Annotated in this window: 30 protein-coding genes and 9 tRNA genes; 29 read left to right on the forward strand and 10 right to left on the reverse strand. The window is 55.7% G+C overall.

Features of this window, described 5'->3' with window-relative positions; all coding sequences use genetic code 11:
• Positions 1-240 precede the first annotated feature (240 nt).
• From O3C79_RS09300 to O3C79_RS09355, 12 genes are all read left to right on the forward strand, one after another.
• Positions 241-1,563, forward strand: a complete 1,323-nt coding sequence (locus O3C79_RS09300) for a sigma-54 interaction domain-containing protein (RefSeq protein ID WP_494385717.1) — start codon at positions 241-243, stop codon at positions 1,561-1,563.
• A gap of 95 nt (positions 1,564-1,658) precedes the next feature.
• The gene (soxC, locus tag O3C79_RS09305; RefSeq protein WP_494385718.1) at positions 1,659-2,993 is read left to right on the forward strand and encodes a sulfite dehydrogenase; all 1,335 of its coding nucleotides are present in this window, start codon (positions 1,659-1,661) and stop codon (positions 2,991-2,993) included.
• Complete coding sequence (locus O3C79_RS09310; RefSeq protein WP_494385719.1) at positions 2,977-4,002, forward strand: c-type cytochrome; 1,026 nt, start codon at positions 2,977-2,979, stop codon at positions 4,000-4,002. Before soxC ends, O3C79_RS09310 begins: the two co-directional genes overlap by 17 nt.
• Positions 4,003-4,094: 92 nt before the next feature.
• The gene (gene soxX, locus O3C79_RS09315; protein WP_010323682.1) at positions 4,095-4,454 is read left to right on the forward strand and encodes a sulfur oxidation c-type cytochrome SoxX; all 360 of its coding nucleotides are present in this window, start codon (positions 4,095-4,097) and stop codon (positions 4,452-4,454) included.
• Positions 4,455-4,486: 32 nt separating this feature from the next.
• Positions 4,487-4,948, forward strand: a complete 462-nt coding sequence (gene soxY / locus O3C79_RS09320; protein WP_494385720.1) for a thiosulfate oxidation carrier protein SoxY — start codon at positions 4,487-4,489, stop codon at positions 4,946-4,948.
• 27 nt (positions 4,949-4,975) lie between these two features.
• Positions 4,976-5,284: a thiosulfate oxidation carrier complex protein SoxZ gene (gene soxZ, locus O3C79_RS09325; protein WP_494385721.1), complete on the forward strand. Its 309-nt coding sequence runs from the start codon at positions 4,976-4,978 to the stop codon at positions 5,282-5,284.
• A gap of 23 nt (positions 5,285-5,307) precedes the next feature.
• Positions 5,308-6,174, forward strand: coding sequence for a sulfur oxidation c-type cytochrome SoxA (soxA, locus tag O3C79_RS09330; RefSeq protein ID WP_494385722.1), 867 nt, complete (start codon positions 5,308-5,310; stop codon positions 6,172-6,174).
• An 11-nt stretch (positions 6,175-6,185) separates the two neighbouring features.
• Positions 6,186-6,611 carry a SoxAX-binding protein gene (locus tag O3C79_RS09335; protein ID WP_494385723.1) on the forward strand — a complete coding sequence of 142 codons (426 nt, stop codon included), beginning with the start codon at positions 6,186-6,188 and terminating at the stop codon, positions 6,609-6,611.
• 75 nt (positions 6,612-6,686) lie between these two features.
• Positions 6,687-8,468 (forward strand): thiosulfohydrolase SoxB, encoded by a 1,782-nt coding sequence (gene soxB / locus O3C79_RS09340; RefSeq protein WP_494385724.1) that lies wholly within the window; start codon positions 6,687-6,689, stop codon positions 8,466-8,468.
• A gap of 64 nt (positions 8,469-8,532) precedes the next feature.
• On the forward strand, positions 8,533-9,270 hold the full coding sequence (locus O3C79_RS09345; RefSeq protein WP_494385725.1) for a hypothetical protein: 738 nt from the start codon (positions 8,533-8,535) through the stop codon (positions 9,268-9,270).
• A complete protein-coding gene (locus O3C79_RS09350) occupies positions 9,271-9,831 on the forward strand; it encodes an elongation factor P hydroxylase (protein WP_494385726.1) in 561 nt (186 codons plus the stop codon). It begins immediately after the preceding gene.
• A complete protein-coding gene (locus tag O3C79_RS09355) occupies positions 9,824-10,354 on the forward strand; it encodes a hypothetical protein (protein WP_494385727.1) in 531 nt (176 codons plus the stop codon). The genes O3C79_RS09350 and O3C79_RS09355 overlap by 8 nt, the downstream gene beginning before the upstream one ends.
• Before the next feature lie 11 nt (positions 10,355-10,365).
• Here O3C79_RS09355 and O3C79_RS09360 read toward each other — a convergent pair whose 3' ends face one another.
• From O3C79_RS09360 to O3C79_RS09370, 3 genes are read right to left on the reverse strand one after another with little or no spacing between them, the layout of a single operon-like run.
• Entirely contained in the window at positions 10,366-10,830 is a 465-nt protein-coding gene (locus tag O3C79_RS09360; RefSeq protein ID WP_494385728.1) for a copper chaperone PCu(A)C, read from the reverse strand.
• A 4-nt stretch (positions 10,831-10,834) separates the two neighbouring features.
• A complete protein-coding gene (locus tag O3C79_RS09365) occupies positions 10,835-11,452 on the reverse strand; it encodes an SCO family protein (RefSeq protein ID WP_494385729.1) in 618 nt (205 codons plus the stop codon).
• Entirely contained in the window at positions 11,449-11,922 is a 474-nt protein-coding gene (locus O3C79_RS09370; protein WP_494385730.1) for a hypothetical protein, read from the reverse strand. Before O3C79_RS09370 ends, O3C79_RS09365 begins: the two co-directional genes overlap by 4 nt.
• A gap of 149 nt (positions 11,923-12,071) precedes the next feature.
• Between O3C79_RS09370 and O3C79_RS09375 the strand changes: the two genes are divergently transcribed.
• Complete coding sequence (locus O3C79_RS09375; protein WP_494385731.1) at positions 12,072-12,926, forward strand: diguanylate cyclase domain-containing protein; 855 nt, start codon at positions 12,072-12,074, stop codon at positions 12,924-12,926.
• 33 nt (positions 12,927-12,959) lie between these two features.
• Here the strand turns inward: O3C79_RS09375 and O3C79_RS09380 are convergent, their stop codons facing one another.
• From O3C79_RS09380 to O3C79_RS09390, 3 genes are all read right to left on the reverse strand, one after another.
• Positions 12,960-13,205: a hypothetical protein gene (locus O3C79_RS09380; protein ID WP_076461732.1), complete on the reverse strand. Its 246-nt coding sequence runs from the start codon at positions 13,203-13,205 to the stop codon at positions 12,960-12,962.
• Between the two features lie 300 nt (positions 13,206-13,505).
• The gene (gene trpB, locus O3C79_RS09385; protein WP_494385732.1) at positions 13,506-14,708 is read right to left on the reverse strand and encodes a tryptophan synthase subunit beta; all 1,203 of its coding nucleotides are present in this window, start codon (positions 14,706-14,708) and stop codon (positions 13,506-13,508) included.
• Positions 14,709-14,902: 194 nt separating this feature from the next.
• Positions 14,903-15,142: a hypothetical protein gene (locus O3C79_RS09390; RefSeq protein WP_139044337.1), complete on the reverse strand. Its 240-nt coding sequence runs from the start codon at positions 15,140-15,142 to the stop codon at positions 14,903-14,905.
• Between the two features lie 118 nt (positions 15,143-15,260).
• On the opposite strand from O3C79_RS09390, the gene pdxB reads away from it, so the two are divergent.
• The 3 genes from pdxB to O3C79_RS09405 are packed head-to-tail and all read left to right on the forward strand — an operon-like array spanning position 15,261 to position 18,236.
• Positions 15,261-16,421: a 4-phosphoerythronate dehydrogenase PdxB gene (gene pdxB / locus O3C79_RS09395; RefSeq protein ID WP_494385733.1), complete on the forward strand. Its 1,161-nt coding sequence runs from the start codon at positions 15,261-15,263 to the stop codon at positions 16,419-16,421.
• Positions 16,414-17,112 (forward strand): flagellar brake protein, encoded by a 699-nt coding sequence (locus O3C79_RS09400; protein WP_494385734.1) that lies wholly within the window; start codon positions 16,414-16,416, stop codon positions 17,110-17,112. The genes pdxB and O3C79_RS09400 overlap by 8 nt, the downstream gene beginning before the upstream one ends.
• 8 nt (positions 17,113-17,120) lie before the next feature.
• Positions 17,121-18,236, forward strand: a complete 1,116-nt coding sequence (locus tag O3C79_RS09405; RefSeq protein ID WP_494385735.1) for an ATP-NAD kinase family protein — start codon at positions 17,121-17,123, stop codon at positions 18,234-18,236.
• 66 nt (positions 18,237-18,302) lie between these two features.
• On the opposite strand, the gene htpX is transcribed toward O3C79_RS09405, so the two are convergent.
• On the reverse strand, positions 18,303-19,187 hold the full coding sequence (gene htpX / locus O3C79_RS09410; protein WP_494385736.1) for a protease HtpX: 885 nt from the start codon (positions 19,185-19,187) through the stop codon (positions 18,303-18,305).
• 125 nt (positions 19,188-19,312) lie between these two features.
• On the opposite strand from htpX, the gene O3C79_RS09415 reads away from it, so the two are divergent.
• Together O3C79_RS09415 and O3C79_RS09420 are read left to right on the forward strand one after the other, a co-directional pair.
• Entirely contained in the window at positions 19,313-20,218 is a 906-nt protein-coding gene (locus tag O3C79_RS09415; protein WP_494385737.1) for a class I SAM-dependent methyltransferase, read from the forward strand.
• A gap of 6 nt (positions 20,219-20,224) precedes the next feature.
• The gene (locus O3C79_RS09420) at positions 20,225-20,707 is read left to right on the forward strand and encodes a hypothetical protein (RefSeq protein WP_494385738.1); all 483 of its coding nucleotides are present in this window, start codon (positions 20,225-20,227) and stop codon (positions 20,705-20,707) included.
• Between the two features lie 26 nt (positions 20,708-20,733).
• Here O3C79_RS09420 and O3C79_RS09425 read toward each other — a convergent pair whose 3' ends face one another.
• Together O3C79_RS09425 and O3C79_RS09430 are read right to left on the reverse strand one after the other, a co-directional pair.
• Positions 20,734-21,102, reverse strand: coding sequence for a hypothetical protein (locus O3C79_RS09425; RefSeq protein WP_010325180.1), 369 nt, complete (start codon positions 21,100-21,102; stop codon positions 20,734-20,736).
• A gap of 99 nt (positions 21,103-21,201) precedes the next feature.
• Positions 21,202-22,416, reverse strand: coding sequence for a pyridoxal phosphate-dependent aminotransferase (locus tag O3C79_RS09430; protein WP_010325179.1), 1,215 nt, complete (start codon positions 22,414-22,416; stop codon positions 21,202-21,204).
• A 169-nt stretch (positions 22,417-22,585) separates the two neighbouring features.
• Here O3C79_RS09430 and O3C79_RS09435 point away from each other — a divergent pair, with 169 nt between their 5' ends.
• Entirely contained in the window at positions 22,586-23,254 is a 669-nt protein-coding gene (locus O3C79_RS09435) for a DNA-3-methyladenine glycosylase I (protein ID WP_494385739.1), read from the forward strand.
• An 18-nt stretch (positions 23,255-23,272) separates the two neighbouring features.
• Here O3C79_RS09435 and syd read toward each other — a convergent pair whose 3' ends face one another.
• Positions 23,273-23,824 carry a SecY-interacting protein gene (gene syd / locus O3C79_RS09440; protein WP_494385740.1) on the reverse strand — a complete coding sequence of 184 codons (552 nt, stop codon included), beginning with the start codon at positions 23,822-23,824 and terminating at the stop codon, positions 23,273-23,275.
• Between the two features lie 218 nt (positions 23,825-24,042).
• Here syd and O3C79_RS09445 point away from each other — a divergent pair.
• From O3C79_RS09445 to O3C79_RS09490, 10 genes are all read left to right on the forward strand, one after another.
• A tRNA-Asp gene (locus O3C79_RS09445) sits at positions 24,043-24,119 on the forward strand.
• 138 nt (positions 24,120-24,257) lie between these two features.
• Positions 24,258-24,333, forward strand: a tRNA-Val gene (locus O3C79_RS09450).
• A 4-nt stretch (positions 24,334-24,337) separates the two neighbouring features.
• Positions 24,338-24,414: transfer RNA gene (locus tag O3C79_RS09455), tRNA-Asp, on the forward strand.
• 46 nt (positions 24,415-24,460) lie between these two features.
• Positions 24,461-24,536, forward strand: a tRNA-Val gene (locus O3C79_RS09460).
• A 4-nt stretch (positions 24,537-24,540) separates the two neighbouring features.
• Positions 24,541-24,617 (forward strand) — tRNA-Asp (locus O3C79_RS09465).
• A gap of 46 nt (positions 24,618-24,663) precedes the next feature.
• Positions 24,664-24,739: transfer RNA gene (locus O3C79_RS09470), tRNA-Val, on the forward strand.
• Between the two features lie 4 nt (positions 24,740-24,743).
• Positions 24,744-24,820 (forward strand) — tRNA-Asp (locus O3C79_RS09475).
• A 128-nt stretch (positions 24,821-24,948) separates the two neighbouring features.
• Positions 24,949-25,024: transfer RNA gene (locus O3C79_RS09480), tRNA-Val, on the forward strand.
• A 6-nt stretch (positions 25,025-25,030) separates the two neighbouring features.
• Positions 25,031-25,107: transfer RNA gene (locus tag O3C79_RS09485), tRNA-Asp, on the forward strand.
• A 261-nt stretch (positions 25,108-25,368) separates the two neighbouring features.
• A complete protein-coding gene (locus tag O3C79_RS09490; protein WP_010325343.1) occupies positions 25,369-26,355 on the forward strand; it encodes a 1-aminocyclopropane-1-carboxylate deaminase/D-cysteine desulfhydrase in 987 nt (328 codons plus the stop codon).
• The last annotated feature ends 37 nt before the right edge of the window (positions 26,356-26,392 follow it).

Raw genomic sequence — 26,392 nt, forward strand, 5'->3', positions numbered from 1 at the left:
GAGTTTAGAGCGCCTGAATGCAGGTCATGACATTAATAAAGCATTATTTGTGCCATATATTCCTGTATGTTTTATGAGGTTAATTATTGGTAATAAGCCAGTAATAACGCAGTCTAGCGGATTTTTATGACGTATTTTCAGCTGCAACTCTTAGTTCCGACAAGTGACAAAATGTCGCGGGGTGACGATAATGTCAGTCGGCTGACGTAGATGTCAGTTCGAGGTGAAGGAGGCTGGCACATGTACGACCATTTTGACCCCGCCGTGATTCTGGAAGCGATTCCGGAACCGGCGGCCATACTCTCGCTGGATTATCTTATCCTGGCGACCAATCAGGCCTATCAGGATTGCTATGCGCCCCAGGGGCGAATTGTGGGGAAAACCTGCTACCGGGTGTCACATGGGTACACCGTCCCCTGCGATCAGGCCGGAGAAGCCTGCCCGCTCCGAGCCTGCAGGGATACGGGGCTGCGTCAGCGCGTGTTGCATTTGCACAATACGCCAGAGGGAGAGGAGCACGTCGATGTCGAGATGTCGCCGCTGAAGGATGCTTCAGGCCAGCTGATCGGCTATCTGGAGGTGATGCACCAGGTCAAGGAAGCGCGGGCGCAGGTGTCGGACCAGGATGGCATGGTCGGGCGCTCCCAGGCCTTCACCGAAATGCTGTCACTGGTCCATCGGGCGGCACCCAGTGAGATCACCGTGTTGCTGCTGGGTGAATCCGGCACCGGCAAGGAGCTGGTGGCCAAGGCGCTGCATGACGGTAGTCCGCGCTCACGGGCACCCTTTGTCACGGTTGAATGCTCGGGGCTAAGTGAAGGTTTGTTTGAAAGTGAACTGTTTGGCCATGAAAAGGGCGCGTTCACCGGCGCCATCGGGCGAAAAAAAGGGCTGGTTGAAGCGGCCCGGGGCGGCACATTGTTTCTGGATGAGATCGGTGAAATTCCGCTGAGTCTGCAGGTTAAATTGCTGCGCTTGATCGAGACCGGCACCTTCCGTCCGGTGGGCAGTGTGGAGCCTCAGCATGCGGACTTTCGCCTGGTGTGTGCCACCCATCGTGACCTGCGTGAAATGGTGCGGGCCGGCGAGTTCCGTCAGGATCTCTACTACCGCATTTCTGCCTTTCCAGTGCCTCTGCCACCGTTGCGGCAGAGAGCCGACGACCTGCCACTGCTGGTCTCCGTTCTGCTCAAACGACTGCCAGGTGGTGCCGAGGTACAGCTGGACGAAGCCGTCATGCAGTGGCTGCGCCGATATTCCTTCCCGGGTAATATCCGTGAACTGCGCAACCTGCTGGAGCGCGGCATTCTCCTGGCCGATGCTGGCGTGATCAAGCTGGAACACCTGCCACCAGACCTCTTTGCAACTGTCGAAACCACGCCCGCACTGCCCGCTGAGCAAGTAATGCATCAGCTGCCGGTGATGCCCCTGGAGGCGCTGGAGGCCGCTTATCTGCATTCACTGGCTGTCCGTTTTAAAGGTGAGCGGCGCGAGCTGGCGCAACAGCTCGGTGTTAGCGAGCGGACCCTCTACCGCAAACTGAAAGATATTGATGCGAGTTAGACTAAAGTTTAATCATGCATATTCTAATATTGTCTACGCTTATTACATAAAAATAAAAAGGAGCTGTCAGGCTCCGCACAAATCGGGAGACTGGCATGTCCAGAATTATTCGTCCCCAAAGCACGGCTGAGTTGCTCAAACAGCTGGCGCGGGAGTCTGAAGACCTGTCTGCAAACGACCGGCGTGATTTTCTTCGCCGTGGCATTACTGCCGTTGGCACGCTGGCAGCCACCAGTGTTGCTGGAGGAGCCCTGGCAGAAAGCGCCGGTTCCACCAACCTGCCGCCCAACGAACCCAGCTGGAGCCGTCAATTGGGTCACGGGGTTGTTGAACACCCCTATGGCAGTCCTTCTCAGTTTGAAAAAAATGTCGTGCGTCGAACCGTTCCCTGGTTGACGGCAGAATCCATATCCTCCATCTCCATGACGCCACTTGCGGAACTCAAGGGCATTATTACCCCCAATGGGTTGGTATTCGAGCGCTATCACGCCGGGGTTCCTGTCATAAATCCTGAAGAGCATCGCCTGATATTGCATGGCTTGGTGGAGCGCCCACTGATTTTTACCATGGATGACCTGATGCGTTTTCCGTCCGTCTCGGAGATCAAGTTTCTCGAGTGTCCGGCCAACGGCGGCATGGAGTGGAAAGGGGCGCAGATGGAAGCGCTGCAGTTTACCCATGGCATGCTGAGCTGCTGTGAGTGGACGGGCGTACCACTGAAAGTGCTGCTGGAAGAAGCGGGTGTTAAACCTGAGGGCAAATGGATACTGGCTGAGGGTGCCGATGGTGCCCATATGAGCCGTTCCATCCCGCTGGAGAAAGCGCTGGACGATACACTGGTGGTGTATGCCCAGAATGGCGAACGGCTGCGGCCCGAGCAGGGCTATCCCCTGAGACTGTTCAACCCCGGCTGGGAAGGCAATACTTCAATCAAGTGGCTGCGCCGTCTGGAGGTGGGAGATCAGCCCTGGTATCACCGCGAGGAAACTTCCAAATACACCGATCTGCTCGCCAGTGGCAAGGCTCGCAAGTTCAGCTTCGTGCAGGAAACCAACTCGGTTATTACCTATCCCTGCCCGGAAAAGCCGGTCAAGCATTCGGGCTATATCGAAATTGAAGGGCTTGCCTGGTCCGGGCGCGGGCGGATCAAACAAGTGGATGTGTCCTTCGATGGCGGTGTCAACTGGGTGCCTGCACGCCTGAAAGGGCTGGTGCTGCCCAAGGCGCTCACCCGCTTCAGTGTCGATGCGCAGTGGCATGGCCAACCCTGGCTGTTGCAGGCACGAGCAATTGATGAAACCGGCTATGTGCAGCCAACCCTCAAGCAGCTGCGAGCAGCACGAGGAAGCAATTCCATTTATCACAAGAATTCGATTCACACCTGGAAAGTTGCATCCAACGGGGAGGTCACCAATGTTCAGATTACCTGATCACAGCTGGCGCCCGTTGATCGCCGGGCTGCTGCTGACGACCGGTGTGCAGGCCCTGGCTGAGCCTCTGGGTATTGGTCGGGCCGCCAGTGCGGATGAGATAGCCGGCTGGGATATTGATGTGCGCCCCGATGGCCTGGGTTTGCCACCCGGAGAGGGTAGTGTGATGGATGGCGAGATGCTGTATGAGTCGCGCTGCGCCAGTTGTCATGGCACCTTCGGTGAAGGAGTGGGCCGTTGGCCGGTGCTGTCCGGTGGCTTTGATACTCTGACGCATGAACGGCCTACCAAGACTGTCGGCTCCTACTGGCCCTATGCCAGCACGCTCTGGGACTACATTCATCGTGCCATGCCGTTTACGGCACCGCGCTCCCTCAGTGCAGATGAAACCTATGCCATCTCTGCGTACGTACTCTATCTGAATGACATAGTGGATGATGAGTTTGTGCTGACACAGGACAATCTGGCATCCATCGAAATGCCGAATCAGGATGGCTTTTTTCTCGATGATCGACCGGATTCGCCCAATAAGCGCTGCATGAAGGACTGCGCCAATCCAGAGCAACTGGAGATGGTTGGCACCATTGGCGGTATTACGCCGGTTGGTCATTTCAAGCAGGGAGCCGATGCGCCGGCAGCCTCTCATGAGGCGCAGAAAGCATTGGAAGAGCAAAAGGAGCGTGAGCGTCTACACTCCCTCGGGGTTGAGGTTGAAGCGCCTCATGAACGCGCAGACAGTGAGTTGTCGGCGTCAGCCCTTGCGGGACGTGAAGTGTATGAAGCGGCCTGTGTTGCCTGTCATGGTTCGGGTCTTGCCGGTGCTCCCAAACTGGGGGATCAGGCGGATTGGTCACCACGGCTGGCGAAGGGTATGGATACGTTGCTCAAGCATGCCATAGAAGGATTCACTGGCACCAAGGGCGTTATGCCACCAAAAGGAGGGCGTGTTGATCTGTCTGACGAGCAGATAATGCATGCAGTGGCTTTCATGACAGAAAAAAGTCGGTAAAATACGTCTATATTACTTTTGGTGTTCAAAAATAATAAAGTTAGCATAATTTAATATAAGGGCCTTAAGCAGGCTCGGCCGGAGGATTTAGCATGCGCAGACTGACCACCCTGATGTGTGTGGCAACTGCAGCCACCGCGCTCAGCGGGCCGGTAGCGGCCGCGTCCCAGGACGAAATGATCGAACTGGGCCGTGACGTTTTTCACGACAAAACCCGTGGTAACTGTATTTCCTGCCACAGCATTGATGACCCTGTTGCCAACTTGCCCGGCAATCAGGGCCCAATGATGGTTGCCATGAAGCAGCGCTTCCCGGACAAGCGCAAACTGCGTGCCCAGGTGTGGGACGCCACCGTGGCAAACCCGCTCAGCATCATGCCGCCGATTGGCAAGCATTGGATCCTCTCTGAAGAAGAGATCGATGCTGTTGTGGAATACATCTACCAGTACTAAGGCCCCTTGGGGAACAGGATGAGGAACAGATAATGAGTATGAATCGTCGAACCCTGGTAAAAGCGGTGGCAGCCGGTGGCGCCCTGATGGGCCTGAGTGTGCTGATGCCGCGTGCCGCCATGGCGGCCTGGGCCAAAGAAGCCTTCAGCGCTTCTGAACAGAGTGCAGCTATCAAGGCGCTTTACGGGGATGACGCCCCGGCTGAAAGTGCCGAGGTAATCCTTGATGCACCGGATATTGCTGAAAACGGTGCGGTTGTGCCCGTCAGCGTCAGCACTGGCATGGCCAATGTTGAGTCCATGAGCATCTTCATCGAGAACAACCCGTCTCCGCTGGCGGTCCAGTTCATGATCCCGGAAGGGACGCAAGCGGATGTCTCCACCCGTGTGCGCATGGGTAAAACCACTAACGTAACCGCGGTCGTGAAGGCCGACGGCAAGCTGTACAGCGCGACCAAAGAGGTCAAGGTCACCATCGGTGGTTGCGGCGGCTAATAACGACAGGATTTGAGGAGACAGACAATGAGTATCATGCGAGTAAAAGCCAAATCCAGTGGCGAGCGTACCGACGTTAAGATGATGGCCAAACACATCATGGAAACCGGTCAGCGCAAGGACAAGTCGGGCAATATCATTCCTGCCATGTTCCTGTCTGAAGTTGAGGTGAAACACGGTGGCAAGGTGGTGTTTGTTGCCAACCTGGGCCCCGCTGTGTCCAAGAACCCCTATTTTTCGTTCAGTTTTGCCGGCGGCGCCTCAGGTGACGAGCTGGAGATCAACTGGAAGGAAAATACCGGCAAGTCCGGCAGTGAGACCGCCTCGATCCGCTGATAACCGATTTTGAATGGTGTTGCATGAAGACAATAAAAACCTTGTTGCTGGGACTGGGATTGACCGCGCTGGCACCGCTGACCCAAGCGGCCGAGAGTGGCTTCACTCTGGAAACGGTTGATCCTGAAGCGGATCGTAAGGCGCTGCAGGCGTTCTATCAGAACCGTTTTCCCGGCGTGCCGCTGGAAGAGTATGTAAACGGTATCTATGCCATCGATCCGCCGTCTCGTGAGCAGTGGGATGCCCTGATGGAATTCCCGCCCTACGAGTTTGACCTCGAAGAGGGGCAGGTGCTGTTTGAAACGCCGTTTGCCAATGGCAAAAGCTATGCGGACTGCTTTGAAAATGGGGGCATCGGCATTCGCCAGAACTACCCGTACTGGAATAAGGAAGAAGGTACGGTGAAGACGCTGGAGCAGGAAATCAACGAATGCCGCGAGCAGAATGGTGAGAAGCCGTTGAAGTGGAAAAAGGGCGCAATCGCCCAGATTTCTGCCTACATGGCCTGGACATCGCGTGACAATGTCATCGATATCAAGATCCCGGAAGACGACCCCCGTGCCCTGCAGGCATACCTGGACGGCAAGCAGTTCTTCTATGCCAAGCGTGGCCAGCTCAATCTGTCCTGCGCCAACTGCCACTTGCAGGGCTCGCGCCGCCTGATTCGTGCCGACCTGCCGGGCCCGATGCTGGGACAGCCGACACACTTCCCGGTATATCGCTCCAAGTGGGGTGAAATCGGTACGCTGCACCGTCGCTACGAGGGCTGTCACCGTGACTCCCGCTCCGTGCCGCTGCCGCCGCAGTCGGAAGAGTTCCGTAAGCTGGAATATTTCCAGACCTACATGAGCAACGGTCTGGTTGTGAATGGTCCGGGCGCACGTAAATAAGGGGTCGCATGATGAAAAAGGCAACAATGACATTGCTGGCTGCCCTGGTGTTGGCGCCGGCACTGGCACAGGCTGAAACCTTCCAGGAGGTGTTCAACCAGCAGCGTGCCCTTTACGGCAAGGGGCATGAATTCACCTTCGAGGGCAAAACGTACAAGACGTATCACCCGGAAGAAGTGGAAGCCATGGCTGAGCCGACCAAGGCAAATGCGGAAGCGCTGGTGGCCAGTGCTGAAGCCAAGCGTCAGGAGGCTGCCGCTGTTGGCTACGAATGGCGTTTCACCGGCCGTATCTTGAAGCAGGCGCAGGAGGCGTTGGCAGAAGAGCGTTTCCAGGATGCCATGAACCTGGCTGCCCAGGCGAAGTACCAGGCGCGCAAGGCGGTTGAACAGCAGGCGCATGTGGCTTCAACCTGGCACCACGCCGTGCCCGAGTAATTCCAATTAGCTACAGGCTTTAAACGCCCGTCCCCGTCTCGGGTACGGGCGTTTTCATGTCAGGAGGAACTGAACATGTCGATGACGCGTCGTGAATTTGCCCGCATGATGGGGCTGGCTGGTATGGCGGGAATGCTGCCGCTGAAAGGGCAGGCTGCGGGGCGCCAACCGGCAGACCTCTATGAGGTCCCCAGTTTTGGCAATGTGCGCCTGCTGCACATGACGGACTGCCATGCCCAGCTGTTGCCGATCCACTTCCGCGAACCCAATGTAAACCTGGGTGTCGCCGGTGCGCGTGGTCAGGCGCCACACCTGGTGGGCGACAAGTTGCTGCAGCACTTTGGCATTGAGCCTGGTGGTATTGAAGCCCATGCCTTCAGCTATCTGGACTTCAATGACGCGGCCGCCCAGTACGGCAAGGTCGGTGGGTTTGCGCACTTGAAAACCCTGGCTGACCGCCTGCGTGACAGCTATGGGCGTGACAAGACCCTGTTGCTGGACGGTGGTGATACCTGGCAGGGCTCGGGCACCTCCTACAAGACCCGTGGCATGGACATGGTCAAGGCCTGTAATGCGTTGGGCGTGGATATCATGACCGGACACTGGGAGTTCACCTATCACCAGGAAGAAATTCTCAGCAATATCAAAGCCTTCAACGGTGAGTTTCTGGCCCAGAACGTCTTTATTACCGAAGATGCCCTGTTCGGCAGTGATACCGATTACCTGTTTGATGACTTCTCCGGGCGTGTATTCAAGCCCTACAGCATTAGTGAGCTCGGCGGCGTACGTATTGCCGTTATCGGTCAGGCGTTCCCGCGGACCAAGATTGCCAACCCGTCACGCTTCATTCCTGACTGGAGCTTTGATATTCACGACAAGTATCTGCAGGAGCTTGTGGATCAGGTGCGTGCAGAGGAAAAAGTGGATGCTGTTGTCGTGCTGTCCCATAACGGCATGGATGTGGATCTGGCCATGGCAAGTCGGGTCTCGGGCGTTGATCTGATTCTGGGTGGCCATACCCATGACGGCATGCCGGCTCCGACGGTGGTGAAAAATAGCGGTGGTGAAACACTGGTATTCAACGCGGGCTCCAACGGCAAGTTCCTGGGTACGCTTGACCTGGATATCCGCAACGGCCGCATTCAGGACTTCCGTTACCGTCTGGTGCCGGTGTTCTCGGAACTGCTGCCGGCAGATGCGGGTATGCAGCAGCTTATCGATGAAATTCGTGCGCCTCATCTCGACTGGCTAAATGAAGAGCTTGCGGTGGCCAACGATCTGATGTTCCGTCGCGGCAACTTTAACGGCACCTTTGATCAGGTGATCTGTGATGCCCTGCGTGAAGTCGGCGATGCCCAGATCTCGCTGTCACCGGGCTTCCGCTGGGGAACCAGCGTGCTCAAGGGGCAGATGATCAATATGGAGCGAGTGCTCGATCAAACCTGCCTGACCTACCCCGAAACCTATGTGCGGGAAATGAAAGGTTCCGAGCTCAAGCTGATCATGGAGGATGTGGCGGATAACCTGTTTAACCCCGAGCCCTATCTGCAATCAGGTGGTGATATGGTGCGTGTCGGTGGTTTCGATTATGTGTGTGAGCCCGGTCGACAGATCGGTGAGCGCATCAGTGAGATGACGCTGGATAACGGCGAGCGGATAGAAGCCGACAAGACCTACAAGGTGACCGGTTGGGCGACGGTGGGCGCTCAGTCCGAAGGTCCTGCCATCTGGGATGTGGTCGCGGAATATCTGCGTGATCGTAAGGAAGCGCAGGTTGATAAACTCAATACGCCGGTGCTTAAAGGTGTTAAGGGAAATCCGGGCCTGGCTGACTATGCCAATAAGGTATTGAGCTGAGACTGTGGCGCATGTCTCGGGTTTCGATAGAATAGGACGCAGTTTCCATCTATGAGGCCCGTGCATGCGCATCACCCCCATCGCTATTCCTGTACTGGCGTTGTTGCTCAGTGGCTGCAACGCCGCTCAAACGCAGCCGCAGTCCGGTGAAGGCAGTGCCAACCCGGCGGCTGACGCCCAGTCCCAATCATCCTCTTCAGAGCAGTCGCGAGAGACTGGGCAGGGTCCTTCGCCATCAGAGCGCGGCAACGCAAATGCCGAAATGGCGGGCGCCATTCAGACCGGTTTTGATCAGCTCAGCGGTCGTTTAACTCTGCTGCAGGAGCAGGTGCTGCAGATTCGCAGCAGTAACCAGCAGCTGCGTGAGCAGAATCAGATGCTGTTGAATCGTCTTGAGCTCCTTACCCGCACTCAGCCTGAGGACTCGGCAGCAGAAGGGGAAATGTCTGCTGATGCCGGTGGTACCGAGCAGCTGGATGCTGCCATCGGTCAGCTGATGCAGATTCTGAACCAGGCAGAGTTGCCCTCTGGCAGCAGCCAGGGGCAGTTTGGGCTGGCGACAACCTACACTCAGGTCGGAGATTGGGTACTGCTGCGCTATGACCGCAGCACGGGTGAGACCTGGATGGCGGAATTTGGTGACTGGCAGCTGATCTCTGAGGAGTTGCCGCCGGAAAATTCACTCTATGATATCCAGATCAGCCGCGCCGACCGCAATACGGCGGGGTATGTGGCGGTGCGTATCGACCTCAACTCTGGTCGCAGCTGGTGGCTGAATGGCAAGCGTTGGCAGGAGTACTGAATGCAGCAGGATGACTACCAGCCATTGATCGAGCTGTTCAACCGCTTGTTCCTGCCAACTTATAACACCGTTTTGGTGGCGGGTGAGGATGAGCCGATCTATCTGCCGGCGGATGATACCCATCCTCATCATCGTATTATTTTCGCACATGGCTTTTTTGCCAGTGCGCTGCACGAAATTGCCCACTGGTGTGTTGCAGGCCCGCAGCGGCGTCTGCTGGAGGATTTTGGCTACTGGTACAAGCCTGATGGCCGCACCGCGCAAGAGCAGGCAGAATTCGAGCGTGTGGAAGTTAAACCCCAGGCCTATGAGTGGATTTTCAATCAGGCGGCCGGGCGACGCTTTCACTTCAGTGCCGATAACCTGAGTGCCGGGCTTGGGGCCAGTGATACCTTTCAGCGCAATGTGCATGCCCGTGTTATGCAGCTGCTTGAAGAGGGACTGCCGGTGCGGGTGCAGATGCTGGTTGATGGCCTGCGTCGCCAGTATCAAACGCCTCCCTTGAGCGCGCAGCAATTTGTGCTTGAGCTTGAGACCGAGGAAGGCTGCAGTCATGCGTAATCTGGATATCAAGGCAACACCCTGGCAACAGGAGGTTCTGCCTGACGAGCTGCATCTGCCCACGGGTGTTGATGCGCTCGTGCTGGAATCCTGCCAGTTTGAAGGCTGGCATTACCAGCGCCTGCAATTGCAAACAACATCAGGCCTCAAGTGTTACCTCTATGTTGATGATGGCGACCAGGTCTGGGTGCTGGGTGTGTTTGATACGCTGGGCCAGGCGGATTTCTTCCTGGCACTTCACAATGCCAATGCTCTGTATGTTCCCGCCTTGCTGATTGAACAGGATGCACCGGCGGTGCGCATGATTGACCAACAGTTGCATTGGCCTGTGTATGCGGGCCTGTACAGGGTGGGATTCAAATCCTATCGGGTAGAACCGGTCGAGACGGAAGCAGATTGGGTGCGAGCCGAATATATTGACGGGTATCGTGTCGAGTCGCTGGGAGAGGGGCCGGAAATCGAGGTATGTCTGCAGGTTTACAGCCACTTCGACGGGCGTCTGCGTGGCTGTAAAATGTGCTGATATAGCGGCTATCAGTTATGCATGCCGTGACTCTTGTTGCCGTGCTTCATGCCCCCAGGCATCACCATCTGCACGGGTACCTGAAGGGTGCGTGTATCCCCGTCTTCAAATTCCAGGTTCAATTCAATTGAGCTGCCCGCCGCCAGTGGCTGAGGCAATCCGATCAGCATGATATGCAGACCGCCCGGCGCCAGTGTGGTGGTTTCGTTGGCCGGCAGGTCGATGGCTTCAATCTGACGCATGCGCATAACGCCCTGGTCATGCTGGTGGGTATGCAGCTCAACAACCTCGGCCGCCGAGCTGCTGGCACCGATGAGGCGAGTGGCGTCGCCCTTGTTGCTCAACTGCATGAAAGCGGCGCTGTTCATCTGGCCCGGTGCCGTAGCGCGGGCATAAGGCTCAACAACATCTACATCCGCTGCCTGCAGGCTGCTGGCCAGCAGCAGGGTGGTCAGAGTGGCAAGCGCTCGTTTCATGATCTTATCCTTCCGAAGTTAACAGGGTTTTGAGTGCCGTTGTCATGGCCGGCACGCTGGTATTGTGCAGCAGGGTTTCGACCAGGCGCCCCTCGCGATCCACCAGATACAAACGGGAGGAGTGGTCGACTGCATAACCCATGGCTGAATCTTCCATATCAACAATGCGGTAAAAGGCACCGTACTGGCGTACCACCTGATCGATCTCTTCACGGCTGCCGGTCACCCCGACAATGCGTGGCGAGAAAAAGGCGGTGTAATCGGCCAGTTTTGCAGGCGTATCCCGCTCGGGGTCGACACTGATGAATATGCCCTGCACTTGCTCGCGTTCTGACTCAGACAGCTGGCGCAGAGACTGTGTCAGCACCGCAAGTGCTGTCGGGCAGACATCCGGGCAGGATGCATAGCCGATGTAAATGACGCTCACCTGACCCTTGAAGTCGGACAGGGATACCGGTCCCTCTGCTGACTGCAAAGTAAAGTCACCGCCTAGCTGAAGATTTGCATTCATCGGGTCGGTGGCGACAGACTGGGGTCGCAACAAGAATGCAGTGGCCAGACCCAGCAACAGGCAGAGGGTCAGAATCAGCAGAATTTTGAGTGTTTTCAGATGTTGGCTCATTGGGCATCAAACTCGAATTGGTGCTGTTGAGTCTTGCCGTTACGGGTCAGACTCAATGTTAGTCTCCAGCGCATGGTCCCGGTTGTGCAGACCGCCAGCTCGGTATCACCCTGCCAGCCATTCTCATCCGAGGGCGTTAACGAAAAACGGTTTTGTCCCATATACATTTCCGCTCCCTGAAGATCGGCAACCACCTGATCGAATGAGGTACCCTCGCTTGTCTCCAGTTCCAGTGTCAGTGGCTGCAGTGACTGAATGGGGGAAGGTCCAAAGCTGAGTGTGAGACCTTCAAATTCGCAGGCACCCTGTTGCAGGTCGCAATCGTGTATTTTTGCACCCTGGTTTACATCAAGCTGTTGTTGCGCATAGGTCGCCACTGCCAGAATCAGCAATAACAGGACGGCCCACAAAAGCCATTTGAAAAGCGCTGACGAGTTGCCGTCCTGGTTGCTGGAAGTGTCTGTTTTCATTTGGATAGGAGCTTAGTACAGGCGTTGTGTTAGTAGGAAGTGACAAATTGTCGCACTCTCTCTTCTAATGGTCGAGATGTCTGGCAACGCCGTTCGGTATTGGTTATCTTGGGCGCTGCAATCTGAATTTCGAGCAGAGACCAGACTCAATGAGTGAAGTGCACGCGCAAGGGAATAACGAGGCCTGTCAGCCGGAAACCCGTCACCTGATTCAATTAGCAGACAACCTGGATGATTTTGTTGTTGTGTTGCGACTGGATGGCACCTGTGCATGGTGTAATCGATCTTTTGCGAATCTGCTTGGGGCCGAACGGGAGTCACTTTTGGGCAAGGCCTATCCTTTGCCGGAGCTGCGTGAATTGATGGTGCACCAGGCCAGGGAATCCGTGGAAACTTGGGTGCAGCTTGAGGGCGGTCAAAACCGCTTGATCAGGTTCAATGCAGATGCGGGTCTGGATTCTGAAGGCTGCGTCGAATCTCTGCTGATCACCGGCCGGGACCTGACGCCGTTCTATCGTTTGCAACACCCGCTTGCCGCTGCTGGCGATGGAAGCCTGTTGCTCGCCTCCGAAGGTCAGGTACAGGCCCGTATCAAACATGCTTTGGATCGTGCTCAGCGAGCACAGGAATACGTCGGTTTTATGGCGATTCAGGTGAGCGGCACCGGGCAGCAGAATCTGGCAAGCCAGGCTGATGTGCTCAACCAGGTTGTGGCCTCTGTGCGTCAGAAAATCCGCCAGGGCGATACGTTGGCGCGGCTTGAATCCGGTGCTTACCTGCTGGTTCTGGAGCAGATCGATTGCCCTGAGGCTATCGGCACTGTGGTTGAAAAGTTCTCGGCGCTACTGCATGAGGGAGCTCCCCAATTGGAGACAGGCTATGCCATCAATACCGGGGTTGCGATCAGTCCTGATGATGGCGTGGAAACAGCTGAGTTGATCGAGCGTGCGCAGCAGGCCATGCAGCGTGCCATTATGGACGAGCAGCAGATCGCATATTTTTGATGTGACTCAGAGCAGGCTGAGCTGTGTGTCTGCTTAGCCTGTAAAGAAGCCGCGAGACGATTTTTCCATCAGGTGGGAGTCGTCTTTGCCGCGACCTACACCCAAATGTACCTTCAATACCGGGGTCTTGCCTGAATCGGCTTCTGTGGCGTGATGGGAAATTGATTTGACCATATAGCGTTGGCCATTGAAGTGGATAATCTCACCTTGCATCGGACGTGTTGGTAGACGTGCGCGCGTAAAGTTGCCGTCTTCGAAAACCAGTACTGACTGAACCATGAAAGTCTTCTTCCCTAAAAATGTCCGTAAATTGCGGCACTATCATCGCGGTGAATCCCTGTGCCGTCAATCCTTGTAATTGTCGCCGATATGATCTGACTCAAGCAAATAAAGCCCTGTTTTATAGAGGGTTTCCTGGTTGCTTCAGTGCTGGTCCTGGTCGTTGATTACAACGGTAAGGGTTTAAGCGATAGAGCCGGCAGCTGCTGCGAGCCAGAACCTGCTCACTGTGAGTCGATGAAGAGTGAAAAGTTCACCGCCCGTCAAAACGGGCGGTGTTTGCTGTGCTGTGTACCTGGTTTAGAGCCCCAGCTTCTCAGCAATGTAATCAGCGTCTTTGTCACCACGGCCGGACAGGTTGACCAGAATGCTCTGGTCGGATGTCAGCGTCGGAGCGGTACGGATGGCCCAGGCAACGGCGTGAGAGCTTTCCAGTGCCGGGATAATGCCTTCAACACGGGACAGGGTCATGAATGCATCCAGGCATTCCTCGTCGCTGGCGCTATCGTACTGTACGCGTCCTAGGTCTTTCAGGTAGCTGTGCTGAGGGCCGACACCCGGGTAGTCCAGACCTGATGCAATGGAATGAACCGGCATGGGAGTGCCGTCTTCCTGTTCGAGTACATAGCATTTCATGCCGTGGATTTCGCCGGGCTTGCCCAGTGTCATGGTGGCGGAATGCTTGTCAGTATCCAGGCCATAACCGGCAGGTTCAACACCGACCAGGCTCACGGACTTATCACCCAGGAAAGCTGTGAACATGCCGATGGCGTTGGAGCCACCGCCGACGCAGGCGGTTACATAATCCGGCAGTTTGCCTTCACGCTGCTGGAACTGCTCACGTGCTTCCTTGCCGATGATGCTCTGGAAGTCTCGCACCATTTTGGGGAAGGGGTGAGGACCAACAACGGAGCCGATGGCGTAGATAAAGTTCTTCGGGTCTTTCAGGTATTCCTCGAAGGCGCTGTCGACGGCGTCTTTCAGGGTGGCAGTGCCGCGGGTAACCGGGACCAGTTTGCAGCCCAGGATCTTCATCTTCACGACATTGGGGTGTTCTTTTTCAATATCCACCTGGCCCATGTGGATTTCACAGGGAATGCCGACCAGTGCGCAGGCCGTTGCCAGAGCTACGCCGTGCTGACCGGCGCCGGTTTCGGCAATCACTTTGGTTTTGCCCATGTATTTGGCAAGCAGAGCTTCACCCAGGCAGTGGTTGATCTTGTGCGCACCGGTATGGTTGAGGTCTTCACGCTTGAGGTAGATACGTGCACCACCCAGCTTTTCGCTCAGGCGGCGGGCATAAAATACCGGGCTGGGGCGGCCAACATAGTCAGCAAAGAGGGCGTTGAGTTCCTGCTGGAACTCGGGCATCTGACGGATCTCTTCGTATGCCTGGTTGATTTCATCCATGACCTGTTTCAGTTCGGGCGGAATCAACTGGCCGCCGTATTCACCAAAAAAGCCATCAGCATCGGGCATCTGCGCAAAATCAAACTTACTCATAGTTACTCCAGGCATCACAGCACAATACGCCGTACAGACGACGCATATGTTATTTCATCCAATCAGGGGAAATGACTATAAAGTGACGACCGGGCGGTGCCAAGTCTGAAAGGGAGATTTCCAGGGAAGCTATGAATAAGTCCATGGCATCTCAGATTCTTCTGAGGTGCTACAGGCAGAAGGTAACTGCGCCCCTAGCTGAAGTCGAAGCCGAGCTGTTCTTCGCGCACCTGTTGGCGGCGGAAGCCTCGCTGGCGCTGCTCGCGGCCAATATCACGCAGGCGCTCAAGTGCCTCGGCATAGGAGTCCACGAGCGTATGACGGCAATCCCCGCTGTCATTCGGGCTGCCCCAGCATTCGCTGACCACCCAGTCACCGACAAGATCGCGATAGATCCTGACTACAAGGAAGTCCTGATTTTTTTGCCAGCGCACAACCAAGGAAGCGTTACCGTTCAATGACCCGGAGGGAGTATGTCTTTATAATGGAGGCGCGTGATTGAGCCTGAAACCCGGGCGTTTGTAAAGCCCTGACCGCAAATAAGGACTGCATTTGACTGATTTGCCACTGACAATTGTTGCTGACGAGAATATCCCTGCACTGGAGCCGCTGTTTCAGCACCTGGGCAGGTTGCACACCTATCCGGGGCGTACGCTTTCACCCGAGCAGGTGAGAGATGCGGATGTGCTGCTGGTGCGATCGGTCACCCGCGTCGATGAGCGACTGTTGAGCGACAGTTCCGTGCGTTTTGTAGGGACCGCAACCATCGGGACTGATCACGTGGATCAGGCCTGGCTGGCGAAGCAGGGTATCGGTTTCAGCAGCGCGCCGGGCTGTAATGCCGAATCTGTGGTCGACTATGTACTGGCCGCCCTGCTGCATACTGCTCAGGATCAGCGTTTTGATCTGCGCGATAAAACCCTGGGTATTGTCGGTGTGGGTAATGTTGGTCGTCGTCTGCAGGGCCGCCTTGAGCAGTTGGGCGTAGAGCTGCTCCTGTGTGATCCGCCACGTGCTGCCAGTGAAGGTGCTGATGGCTTTGTGGAGCTGGAACACCTGCTGGGCTCGGCCGATATCATTTGTATGCATACGCCCCTGACGCGAACGGGCGCCTGGCCCACACATCATCTACTCAATGCGGATAATATGTCGCTGCTAAAACCGGATATGGTGCTGCTCAATGCCGGGCGCGGTCCGGTCATTGATAATGCGGCCCTGTTGCAACTGGCAAAGGCACGCCCGCAGATGAGTCTGATCATGGATGTATGGGAGCATGAACCCTGGGTGGATGCCGAGCTTGCATCCCGCTGTCGCCTGGCAACGCCCCATATTGCCGGATATGCGCTGGATGGGAAGATTCGTGGCACCTGGATGCTCTACAATGCCTTGTGTGAACAGCTTGGCAGACCGGCCGATATAGGCCTGTCACAGGTGTTGCCACCATCGCCGGTGTCATCCATGCAGTTGAATAGGCCTGATAATCTGCTGGCGCCGGTGAGATCCGTCTATGATATCTATCGAGACGACCGCGATTTCAGAGCGATGCTGGGCGATACTGAAACGGATATTAAACTGGGGTTTGACCGTTTGCGGCGCTTTTATCCTGAACGCCGTGAATTTGTCACCCTGAGCTTGAAAGGGGAGGTTGAGCCTGATGCTGCACAGCAGTTTGCGGCACTGGGGTTCAACTGTCACTGGGGGAATGATGACTGATCTGTCCCGAATACTGGGAAACGAGCTGACCAGTCTGGCGGAATTGGCGCCGGCGGTGGGTGAATCGATTCGTCTGGATGTCAGGGCGCCTAACCAGAAGCTGTCCACACGCCTTCTGGGTTATCGCGAGCCCGGGTCCTTGATGGTATCAGCCCCCAAACTGGCTCCAGGCGGTGCCATTGTCCACGAAGGCACCCGAATGTCAGCTCGTATGATGATCGGTAACTACCTGTGTACCTTTGAAACGCGCCTGGTTCAGGTGCAAAGCCGGCCTTTCGGCTATTGGCACCTGGAGTACCCCGCTCGTGTCGAGAGTCGACGCCTGCGTAAGGAAACACGTATACCTATCAACCTCAGTGTGCGTGTGGAGCAGGATGAACTGTCACTGGGGGCGTCGGCGGTGTCGGCCGTCTGTCGTGATATCAGCCTGCAGGGCGCTAATCTGGAGTCTTCTCGTGCGCTGGCTCAGCCTGAGGAGCAACTCTTTATCACCCTGCGGGTGAGTGTGGCCGGTATGGATCATCTGCTGCTACTGCCTGCCCTGGTGCGCAACGTGCAGCAATTGGAAACCGGTCCTGTTCCCGTGTTCAGTCAGGGGGTTGAATTTGTGGACCTCGAAGAAGATACGCGCCTGATCCTGGCGGGGTTTGTCTATGAGCAGCAATTGCAGAATGCCGGTTTGATTGAGTAAGGCGGGTAATGAGTTTTCGATTAGGACTGATAATCAACCCTTACGCGGGCTTGGGTGGCAGCGTTGCTTTGAAGGGCAGTGATGGTGCTGATGTCGCTGCTCAGGCGCTGGCGCTGGGAGCTGAGCCGCGCGCCGAAAAACGAACACGAACGGCTCTGGAGGCCTTGCAAGGGCTGGATGTCTGTATCAAGACCTGGGCTGGTCCAATGGGCGCCTCCCTTGCGCATGAGTTGGGGTTTGCCACCGAGGTATTAGGCGCCCCGGCCTCGGATCCCAGCACGGCGAAAGATACGCTGGCTGCTGCACGACAGCTCAAGACGGCTGGCGTTGATCTGATTCTCTTTGCCGGCGGTGATGGGACCGCGCGCAATATCTGTGAAGCGGTGGAAGACAGCATTCCGGTACTGGGTGTGCCGGCTGGCGTTAAAATCCATTCGGGGGTCTATGCACTTACGCCTCAGGCGGCAGGAGAGTTGCTGACGCTGCTGGTAAAGGGCGAGCTGGTATCCCTGGCGAACGAAGAGGTTCGTGATCTGGATGAGGCTGCCTACCGTGAGGGGCGGGTGAGTGCGCGCTTCTTTGGTGAAATGTGTGTGCCGGCCGAACACCAGTATATCCAGCATGTGAAAAACGCCAGCAACCGCGAAGAGGAAGTGTTGGTACTGGATGAGATAGCCGCCGGCTTTGCCGAGCAGATGGATCCCGATATCTATTACCTGATGGGCTCGGGCTCAACGGTTGCTGCGATTATGGAAGAGCTGGGGCTGGAGAACAGCCTGCTGGGGGTTGATGTGATTCACGATGGTGAGCTGATCGCATCGGACTGCACGGCAGCAGAGTTGTTGGCGTTGACCGAGGGTAAACCGACACGAATTGTGATTACGTTGATTGGTGGTCAGGGGCATATTATTGGCCGTGGCAACCAGCAATTGAGTGCGGAACTTCTGCGTCGGGTTGGACGGGAAAACCTGTATGTGGTTGCGACCCGTACCAAATTGAATGCACTGGAAGGCCGTCCATTGATCGTTGATTCGGGAGATCCCGAGCTGGATGTTGAGTTGAGCGGGCTGATGCCGGTCAATACAGGCTATCGAGATGCGGTGCTTTATCGGGTAGGGCGCTAGGCGGACAAGACAGATAAAAAACGGGGCGCCAGTTGGCGCCCCGTTTGTTTTGGGTTTTGTATTGTCTTAGCGCTGCTTCAGTGCGGCAATGCGGTCATCCAGCGGCGGATGGCTGGCAAACAGTGCCATCAAGCCCTGCTTCAGGTGGCTGTTGATGCCGAAAGCGGTCATCTGAGCAGGCATCTGATCCGGAATGCCGGATTCGGCTTTCAGGCGCTGGAGCGCACCAATCATGGCATGCGGATTGGCCAGGGTAGCACCGGCTTCGTCGGCACGGTATTCGCGACGGCGCGAGAACCAGGCCACGATAGTGGAAGCCAGAATGCCGAAGATGATTTCAAAGATGAACGTGGTGATGTAGAAGCCGATGCCCACACCGCCGCCTTCTTCATCGCGACGCAGGAAAGAATCCACGGCGTAGCCTGCGATACGGGCAAAGAACATCACAAAGGTGTTCACGACACCCTGTACCAGCGCCAGAGTGACCATGTCACCGTTGGCAACATGGCCAATTTCGTGTGCCAGCACGGCACGAATTTCTTCCGGGCGGAAACGCTGCATCAGGCCTGAGCTTACGGCAACCAGCGCATCATTACGGTTCCAGCCGGTGGCAAAGGCGTTAGCCTGCTGAGCCGGGAAAACGCCGACTTCAGGCATCTTGATGCCAGCCTTGTCCGACAGCTCGGCGACGGTTTCCAGCAACCAGCGTTCCTCTTCGGAGCGGGGCTGTTCGATCAGTTGAGTACCGGTCGACCGCTTGGCCATCCATTTCGACATCAGCAGTGAAATGATGGAGCCGGCAAAGCCGAACACGGCACAGAAAATCAGCAGCGACGTCAGATTGAGACCGGTACCGCTGAGGTAGTGCTCTACACCCAGAATATTCAGGGTGACGCTGGCGACCAGCAATACAGCCATGTTAGTGGCCAGAAAGAGGATGATTCGCATCATGGTGGGTCATCGTTCCTTAGTTTGGTGTTGCTGCTTAGATATGGGCAGTGAGTGAAAGTTTCAATCTACATGGTTGATAGAATAGCCAATAGGTATACTGCCCGCTTTTTTATCGGGGGAAGCAGATGCAGAGTGTCATTGACTGGGTTGAACAGCAACTGGCACAGGCGCAGGGGGAGGTCCGGCGCCTGTTTCATGGCCGTGGCGGCCGTTTCCCCGGCTTTGAATGGCTGGTAGTGGATTGGCTGCCGCCGGTAGCGGTTATTCGCGCCTATCAGCCGGAATCCCCCGAGTCGATTCAGCCGTTGCTGGATTGGCTGAGATCTCAGGCGCAGGTGGAGGCGGTGGTCTGGCAGCTGCGTAGTCGCAAGGATGAAGCGGGCTTGCAGGTTCTGTGGGGCGCTATACCTGAACAGCATGTGGTAACCGAGGCCGGCCTGAAATACGGCGTAAACAGCCTGGCCTGGCAGAACTCGGGGCTGTTTCTGGATATGCGGCCCGGTCGAGCCTGGGTGCGCGAGCAGGCCAAGGGTGCGCGAGTGCTGAACCTCTTTGCCTACACCTGTGCGTTTTCGGTGGCCGCTGCCGCAGGGGGCGCTGCGTCTGTGGTAAACGTTGATATGAGCTCTCGCTCGTTATCCCGTGGTCGAGACAATCATCGTCTCAACGATCTGGATGGCGTTGATGTGCGCTACCTGGCGGTGAATCTCCTTAAATCCTGGGGCAAGCTGCGCAAGCTTGGCCCCTACGACCTGGTGATTGTCGACCCGCCCAGCTTCCAGCCCGGCAGTTTTGTGGCTGAAAAGGATTACTTGAAGGTGTTGAAGCGCTTACCTGAGTTGACCAGTCCTGGTGCCCATGTGCTGCTCTGTCATAACGACCCGTTGGAGACACGTAACTTTGTTGAATCAATGATGACAGAGCAAGTGCCAGCGTTTAGTCTGAAGGGGTATCTGGGTGCTGGAGAAGACTTCCCGGATATGGATGAGTCGGGTGGGCTCAAGGTATTTGTATATGAGCGACAGGAGTAAGCTAACTTGATCTGCATCGACCTGGAAGCCAGTGGTCTGGCACGGGAATCCTACCCGATTGAAGTGGCGTGGAAATGCTCCGAGACGGGCGAGCACGACAGTTTTTTGATTGACCCTACCTCTGTTCCCGACTGGACCTTCTGGGATGATTTTGCCAGTGAGTTGCACTGTATTCCCTTCGCCAAGCTTGAGGCCGAAGGTATCAGTGTCAAGGAAGCCGCTGAGCGTTTGAATCGCTCACTTGATGGCTGTGAGATTATTAGTGATGCCGTTGAATACGACAGCTTCTGGCTGGGGAGACTGTTCAAGGCTGCGGGCATTGAGCCGACCTTCGAGCTGAAGGGGTTGGAAAGGGTACTCAGCAGCGAAGAGCGTATCCAGTACCAGTTGATCTCTCGCGCCCAGTTTCGTCGTCACCGCGCGCTGCCGGATGTAGAGCATCTGTTGGCGGCAATTGCGGCCGCGCAGGCAGGTTCCACACCTGCCTGAGGCCGTGCACGGTCTTTTGCCTCTGACTAGAGGTTTCCCACCTGCTGTTCAATCAGGTTGCGCAGCTCTTCATAGGCATCCACATTCTCGGGTGCAAAGTACAGCTTGTAATACTGACGTTCCACCAGGCGGCCCTTGTTGCCGTTAATGGTTTCCTTGATGGTGGCGTACAGGTAGCTCATCTGCAGATGGATGACACGGCTCTGAAGGGGGAGTTCGAATTCGTGGCCTTCCAGATCGAAACGCGTCTTGCGCTCCTTGATGGTGTAGAAGGATACTTCGGCAACCTGATTAAGGTTAATCAGGAAGTTGGACGTTACAGGCACAAGGCGACGTGTCTCCAGACCGTTGTGTTCCATCTGGATACCGCAGTTTTTCTTGATCTTGATAAACATGGCGACTCTCTGTCGGTGGGTGTGTCCGACTTTGAGTATATGTCATATGGGTGACATTTTGCTGACAGCTTCCCGAGAAGCTGTCAGCAGGAGGGGAGGCTACTGCTCGTAGGTACGCAGGAAATTGGCAATGCGCTCGATGGCGTCGGCCAGTAGTTCCTTGGAGGGCAGGAAAACCAGACGGAAATGCTGGGTATCCGGATAGTTGAAACCGCTGCCCTGAACCACCAGAACTTTCTGCTGCTGCAGCAGGTCGAGGGCAAACTTCTCATCGTTGCGGATCGGGTAGCGCGCCGGGTCCAGTTTCGGGAACAGGTACATGGCGCCCTTGGGTTTAACACAGGATACACCGGGAATCTCGTTCAGCATCTCCCATGCCAGGGTGCGCTGCTCGTAAAGGCGTCCACCCGGTACAATCAGCTCGTTGATGCTTTGGTAGCCGCCAAGAGCAGTCTGGATGGCATGCTGCGAAGGTACGTTGGCACACAGACGCATGCTGGAGAGCATCTCGAAGCCTTCGATCAGGTCGCGAGCCTTGTGCTTGGGGCCGCTGATGATCATCCAGCCGGAACGGAAGCCGGCAGCACGGTAGGTCTTGGACAGGCCGTTGAAGGTGATGCACATAACGTCATCGGCCAGGGAGGCGAGGGCGGTGTGCTCTTCACCGTCATAGAGGATCTTGTCGTAGATCTCGTCAGCGAACACGATCAGCTTATGCTCGCGCGCCAGCTCCAGAATCTCCAGCAGCAGTGACTCGGGATAGAGTGCACCGGTCGGGTTGTTCGGGTTGATAACCACAATGCCGCGGGTTTTGGGCGTGATCTTGCTGCGAATATCTTCGATGTCCGGGAACCAGTCCTGCTGCTCGTCGCAGACATAGTGAACGGGGTTGCCACCGGCGAGGCTGACGGCTGCTGTCCAGAGGGGGTAGTCCGGTGCCGGGATCAACATTTCATCGTTGTCGTTCAGCAGACCCTGCATGGCCATGACGATCAGCTCGGAAACGCCGTTGCCGATGTAGATGTCTTCAATGCCCACGTTGCGGATATTCTTGCGCTGGCACTCCTGCATCACCGCTTTACGAGCAGAAAACAGCCCTTTGGAGTCACAGTAGCCTTGAGAGGCCGGCAGGTTGAGAATGACGTCCTGTACAATTTCTTCCGGCGCCTCAAAGCCCCAGGGGGCGGGGTTGCCGATATTGAGTTTGAGGATGCGGTGGCCTTCTTCTTCAAGGCGCTTTGCTTCCTGCAGTACAGGGCCACGAATATCGTAGCAGACGTTGATCAGCTTGTTCGATTTGCGAATGACAGACATCTTCTCGTTCCTGAGTTCCAGGCGCGTCGAACGGGCGGTGCGTGGGCGAACGCGGCATACTGGACAGCAAAATTAAAGTGCCCAATCATACGCGCATGCCAGAAGGCGTACAATCCAGAGGTCATTGTCTGGCGTACAGGGTGCGTTCAAATTCAGCGGGAGGAAGAGTGTGAAAAAGTGGTCGGATCTTTGTGAGCAGGCGTTGAATTTTCATCCGGACAGTTCGTTGGAAGATTTGCTGGGCATGCCGCCTTTGTCAGCGCAGGATTTGGCGGCTACACCGGATGATCGTATCTTTTCAGTGATGATGCGGCGTATTTTTCGTGCCGGGTTGAAGCATTCTCTTGTCGACTCCAAATGGCCTGCATTTGAGGAAGCCTTTTACCGCTTTAATCCTGAAGCAGTGCTGGAGATGAGTGATGAAATGCTGGAGGAGCTGATGCATAACGAACGTATCATTCGGCACTTTGGCAAGATCAAGTCCACTCGTGAAAATGCCATGATGATGGTTGATTTGGCACAGGAATATGGCAGCGTTGCCCGAATGATTGCCGAGTGGCCGGAGGAGGATATCATCGGGTTGTGGACCCTTCTCAAAAAGCGCGGCAAGCAGCTTGGCGGCAATTCAGGAGCCTATTTTCTGCGTATGTTGGGTAAGGATACCTTCATGCTGACCGATGATGTTGTAGTTGCTCTGAAAGCTCAGGGCGTGATCGACAAAAAGCCGACTGCACAGCGTGACCTTAAGCTGGTGCAGCAGGCTTTCAATGACTTGCGCGAGCAGTCAGGCAGGCCTCTGTGCCAGATCAGTCGGCTGCTGGCGTTCAGTGTTGGCTGAATGCCAGCGTGTATCGGTTTACAGAGCGGGTGATAGCTGGCGCAAAAAATCAGCCAGGGTGTCAGCCAGTCGGGTATGTGGTGCCTTGCCCGGTTTTTCCAGCCAAATGCTGCCATCCTGATTGTTGAGGCTGATCATGTCATTGGTGTCGGGCTCTACTACACCGAAGAATAGCGTCAACGGGCGCTTTTGCTTGCGTTTGCTCAGTGCATGGCCAATGAGATTGCCTCGGAGTCGTTCCAGGTCTTCACTATTCCATGCAAACAGCAAACTAAGCTGGGTGCCATCCGGCATCACGCAGTTGATGGGGTCTGACCAGTAACGGCTATAGTAGCTGACCAGGTCCGGGTGCAGCTCTTCTTCCAATGCATCGCTCAGGCGTTGGAACATATCCAATGGCTCTTCAATGCGCACCGGTTGCCAGCTGACGTCTTTGCCCGGGCTGGCTTCATGTCGATAGCAGGCGCTGGGCCAATCGGGATCAAAAGGGGTCATTGGGTATTGGTGTTGGTCGCAGGAGGCCAGGAAGGTCTCCATCAATTGATCAAGGGCTGTCTCTGTAGCGGTCATAAGGGTCCATCAGTTGTTTTGCAAGCCGTACCCTGACTGTGGCCCAAGTGGTCGAGAGCCGCAAGTCATTGTGTTGACTTGGTTAATCTTTGTACGGCTCTGAAATAAAACGAAATTTTTTTAAATTAAGTGATTGACAACATCTCAGAACTCCTTAAAATGCGCACCTCATTCACGGGGTACTTGTTACAACAAAGTGTCGACAGGAATGAAGAAGTGGAGCGGTAGTTCAGTTGGTTAGAATACCTGCCTGTCACGCAGGGGGTCGCGGGTTCGAGTCCCGTCCGTTCCGCCACTTTGAGAGATGAAAGGTTAGAATGCCTGCCTGTCAGCTCTCACAGGAATCAAGGATCGCGCTCTTCACAAGAGCAGCCGAAAATTCCGCCACCTCTTCATCGAAGTGCTGATGAGGTTGTAAATAAGCCGACGTTTTGGGCGAATAGCTCAGTTGGGAGAGCATCTGCCTTACAAGCAGAGGGTCGGGGGTTCGAACCCCTCTTCGCCCACCAAAACGGAGTGGTAGTTCAGTTGGTTAGAATACCTGCCTGTCACGCAGGGGGTCGCGGGTTCGAGTCCCGTCCATTCCGCCACCTCTTCATCGAAGTGCTGATGAAGTTGTAAATAAGCCAACGTTTTGGGCGAATAGCTCAGTTGGGAGAGCATCTGCCTTACAAGCAGAGGGTCGGGGGTTCGAACCCCTCTTCGCCCACCAAAACGGAGTGGTAGTTCAGTTGGTTAGAATACCTGCCTGTCACGCAGGGGGTCGCGGGTTCGAGTCCCGTCCATTCCGCCACCTCTTCATCAAAGTGCTGATGAGGTTGTAAATAAGCCGACGTTTTGGGCGAATAGCTCAGTTGGGAGAGCATCTGCCTTACAAGCAGAGGGTCGGGGGTTCGAACCCCTCTTCGCCCACCAAAACGGAGTGGTAGTTCAGTTGGTTAGAATACCTGCCTGTCACGCAGGGGGTCGCGGGTTCGAGTCCCGTCCATTCCGCCAATTTTGAGAGATGAAAGGTTAGAATACCTGCCTGTCAGCTCTCATAGGAATCAAGGGTCGCCAAGTCCCGGAAATTCCGCCACCTCTTCATCGAAGTGCTGATGAAGTTGTAAACAAGCCGACGTTTTGGGCGAATAGCTCAGTTGGGAGAGCATCTGCCTTACAAGCAGAGGGTCGGGGGTTCGAACCCCTCTTCGCCCACCAAAACGCGGAGCGGTAGTTCAGTTGGTTAGAATACCTGCCTGTCACGCAGGGGGTCGCGGGTTCGAGTCCCGTCCGTTCCGCCACTTCTTTAGGAACCAGTCCTGGTTCTGTTCAAAAACATCTTATGTTTTAGTCTTGTGCGAGTTCTGCACTGCCTGTTGCCCCTTCTTTTCCCTTGGTTTCTGCTCATTAGCCTTGTTCAGATAGTCCAGCATTTTGATCAATGGGGGAGTCGATCTGTTGCCTGATTTGGTCGCGAGGCGTTCTGGGTAATAATATTTCCTTTAAATAGTACGCTTGGGGTCTATGAGTGGTGGGTGCTGAGTGGCTCGGGGGAGGAGCGCGTGTCAGGAAAGTATGAGCCTGAAAAGTATGAGCTTGAGTTGGGTGGCGACCTTTTTCGTGTGCCTGTCCATCAGCTGATTACGCCACTTACCCGGTGCCGGGACGTTACCCTGGATATTATGCGGCTGGATCAAATTCACCCACTGGTCAGTGGTAATAAATGGTTCAAGCTCAAGCCCGCTATTGAATCGGCGCGTAAAACCGGCATGCCAGTGCTCAGTTTTGGTGGTGCCTGGTCAAACCATATTCATGCTTTGGCATACGCCGGAGCACATTTCTCTGTTCCTACTCTCGGTATCATTCGTGGTGAGCCCGAGTATGCCAGTAACGCAATGCTAACGGATGCGCGTCGCTGGGGTATGAAACTTCATTTCGTTACCCGTGCAGAATATCGGCAGCGCACGCACCCCGATTACCTGCAATCTTTGCTTGAACGGTTCGGCCCCGGGCACTTGGTGCCAGAGGGAGGCAGTCAGGCCGCAGCGCTGCCGGCCGTGGCCTCGATCTGGCAACATCCTGTGTTCAGTGAGCGTGAATATGATGCCGTCTTTCTTCCTGTGGGTACGGGTGGGACCCTGGCGGGCGTGTTGTTCGGGGCGCCATCGAATGTAGAAGTGATTGGAGTGCCGGTACTTAAATACGGTGAATGGCTGGAGCAGGATATTAGTGCCTTGCTGCAACAGGCCGGGGGAGCGGTGCGCTGCAAGTGGTCTCTGGATCCTGCGTCTCAGGGTGCTGGATATGCACGCCTGAACGCAGAAGAGGCGGCGCTGGTGCGGCAAATGCAGGACGGGTATGGCCTGGATCTGGACCCTGTATACACAGTCAAGGCATTGAGAGCCCTCCAAAGAAGGATTGTGCAGTGCCGAATAAAACCGCATAGTCGTATTTTGATGCTGCATACTGGCGGCCTTCAGGGAAACCGAGGGTTTGCAGATCGGCTCAGTGCTTTGGCCCCTGAATTTGTCGGGCCTTTGCCTTTATAATGCGGTAAACACATCACCAACCTGGAGAGTGCAAGCG

Source organism: Marinobacterium sp. NO-S09, from assembly GCF_059179545.1.

Coding starts and splice junctions, on each gene's coding strand:
- O3C79_RS09375 (WP_494385731.1), top strand. CDS start 12,072: ATGAGTGAAGTGCACGCGCAAGGGAATAACGAGGCCTGTCAGCCGGAA.
- soxY (WP_494385720.1), top strand. CDS start 4,487: ATGAGTATGAATCGTCGAACCCTGGTAAAAGCGGTGGCAGCCGGTGGC.
- O3C79_RS09365 (WP_494385729.1), bottom strand. CDS start 11,452: ATGAGCCAACATCTGAAAACACTCAAAATTCTGCTGATTCTGACCCTC.
- O3C79_RS09310 (WP_494385719.1), top strand. CDS start 2,977: ATGTTCAGATTACCTGATCACAGCTGGCGCCCGTTGATCGCCGGGCTG.
- O3C79_RS09300 (WP_494385717.1), top strand. CDS start 241: ATGTACGACCATTTTGACCCCGCCGTGATTCTGGAAGCGATTCCGGAA.
- soxA (WP_494385722.1), top strand. CDS start 5,308: ATGAAGACAATAAAAACCTTGTTGCTGGGACTGGGATTGACCGCGCTG.
- soxB (WP_494385724.1), top strand. CDS start 6,687: ATGTCGATGACGCGTCGTGAATTTGCCCGCATGATGGGGCTGGCTGGT.
- O3C79_RS09415 (WP_494385737.1), top strand. CDS start 19,313: ATGCAGAGTGTCATTGACTGGGTTGAACAGCAACTGGCACAGGCGCAG.
- soxX (WP_010323682.1), top strand. CDS start 4,095: ATGCGCAGACTGACCACCCTGATGTGTGTGGCAACTGCAGCCACCGCG.
- O3C79_RS09355 (WP_494385727.1), top strand. CDS start 9,824: ATGCGTAATCTGGATATCAAGGCAACACCCTGGCAACAGGAGGTTCTG.
- syd (WP_494385740.1), bottom strand. CDS start 23,824: ATGACCGCTACAGAGACAGCCCTTGATCAATTGATGGAGACCTTCCTG.
- O3C79_RS09350 (WP_494385726.1), top strand. CDS start 9,271: ATGCAGCAGGATGACTACCAGCCATTGATCGAGCTGTTCAACCGCTTG.
- O3C79_RS09335 (WP_494385723.1), top strand. CDS start 6,186: ATGAAAAAGGCAACAATGACATTGCTGGCTGCCCTGGTGTTGGCGCCG.
- O3C79_RS09400 (WP_494385734.1), top strand. CDS start 16,414: ATGACTGATCTGTCCCGAATACTGGGAAACGAGCTGACCAGTCTGGCG.
- trpB (WP_494385732.1), bottom strand. CDS start 14,708: ATGAGTAAGTTTGATTTTGCGCAGATGCCCGATGCTGATGGCTTTTTT.
- O3C79_RS09425 (WP_010325180.1), bottom strand. CDS start 21,102: ATGTTTATCAAGATCAAGAAAAACTGCGGTATCCAGATGGAACACAAC.
- soxC (WP_494385718.1), top strand. CDS start 1,659: ATGTCCAGAATTATTCGTCCCCAAAGCACGGCTGAGTTGCTCAAACAG.
- O3C79_RS09370 (WP_494385730.1), bottom strand. CDS start 11,922: ATGAAAACAGACACTTCCAGCAACCAGGACGGCAACTCGTCAGCGCTT.
- O3C79_RS09405 (WP_494385735.1), top strand. CDS start 17,121: ATGAGTTTTCGATTAGGACTGATAATCAACCCTTACGCGGGCTTGGGT.
- htpX (WP_494385736.1), bottom strand. CDS start 19,187: ATGATGCGAATCATCCTCTTTCTGGCCACTAACATGGCTGTATTGCTG.
- O3C79_RS09430 (WP_010325179.1), bottom strand. CDS start 22,416: ATGTCTGTCATTCGCAAATCGAACAAGCTGATCAACGTCTGCTACGAT.
- O3C79_RS09360 (WP_494385728.1), bottom strand. CDS start 10,830: ATGAAACGAGCGCTTGCCACTCTGACCACCCTGCTGCTGGCCAGCAGC.
- soxZ (WP_494385721.1), top strand. CDS start 4,976: ATGAGTATCATGCGAGTAAAAGCCAAATCCAGTGGCGAGCGTACCGAC.
- O3C79_RS09380 (WP_076461732.1), bottom strand. CDS start 13,205: ATGGTTCAGTCAGTACTGGTTTTCGAAGACGGCAACTTTACGCGCGCA.
- O3C79_RS09345 (WP_494385725.1), top strand. CDS start 8,533: ATGCGCATCACCCCCATCGCTATTCCTGTACTGGCGTTGTTGCTCAGT.